The 783-nt window shown below is 55.2% G+C and carries 1 protein-coding gene; it reads left to right on the top strand.

All coding sequences use genetic code 11. From position 1 onward, the window contains the following. The first annotated feature begins 196 nt into the window (after positions 1–196). Positions 197–631, top strand: coding sequence for a helix-turn-helix domain-containing protein (locus U5771_RS35215; protein WP_322028188.1), 435 nt, complete (start codon positions 197–199; stop codon positions 629–631). The last annotated feature ends 152 nt before the right edge of the window (positions 632–783 follow it).

Here is a 783-nt window from a genome sequence, read left to right as displayed (position 1 = left end):
CAAGGGATCGATCAATGTCACTCGAGTGTATCGCGACAAACGACGCGCGAGTATTCCGCCAGCAATCCCGCCCCCATATATTGTGACTCCGTCCACTTTCCGCTCTTCCATTGCCACTCCCGCCGTTGAATTGACGAACATTTTGTTCGTTGCGCTATGATATGGCTTCCCGTACAGCAAACAAGAAGGCACCTTTATGGCCGAAACGAACATTCGTGTGCGCAATGTCGATGCTGCGCCCAATCATGAAAGGTGCAAGGAAGTCGTCGACACTCTTGCCCGCATCGGTGATAAATGGACGGTGATGGTTGTAGGGGTTCTATCCCAGGGTAGGAGGATGCGCTACACCGAACTTAGCCACCGAACCGAAGGCATTTCACAACGGATGCTGACCCTCACGCTAAAAGCATTGGAGCGAGATGGGCTTATCGAGCGGACTACGTATCCAACTATTCCACCACGGGTCGAATATGAGCTGACCGGCCTAGGTCAGAGCCTGATCGAGCCTTTGCGGGCATTACACGAATGGGCGGTGGTTCATCGCCCATTGATCCAGGCGGCTCGTGAGTTGTTTGACATGAGGAAAGAAGTCGATAAGGCACACCGCGCAGCACTCTTTGCTCCGAAGTGACAGAGGTTTGTCCGAACGTTCCGGATAAAGGGGTGCATGAGTGCAGGCGCCCGTTCGGTCGCTTGTGGAGTTGCGGCCACGCCTTTGTCGTGCACCGTCTCACGACGCTCTACACGGCAGGCGCCGCCTACGATACCGGTCGTTGGTTCGTC

The sequence above is a fragment of the Burkholderia sp. BCC1977 genome, assembly GCF_905339595.1.
Lineage (GTDB): Bacteria > Pseudomonadota > Gammaproteobacteria > Burkholderiales > Burkholderiaceae > Burkholderia.
Note: the sequence above shows the minus strand (reverse complement) of the source record. Positions and strands in the feature narration are given on the sequence as shown.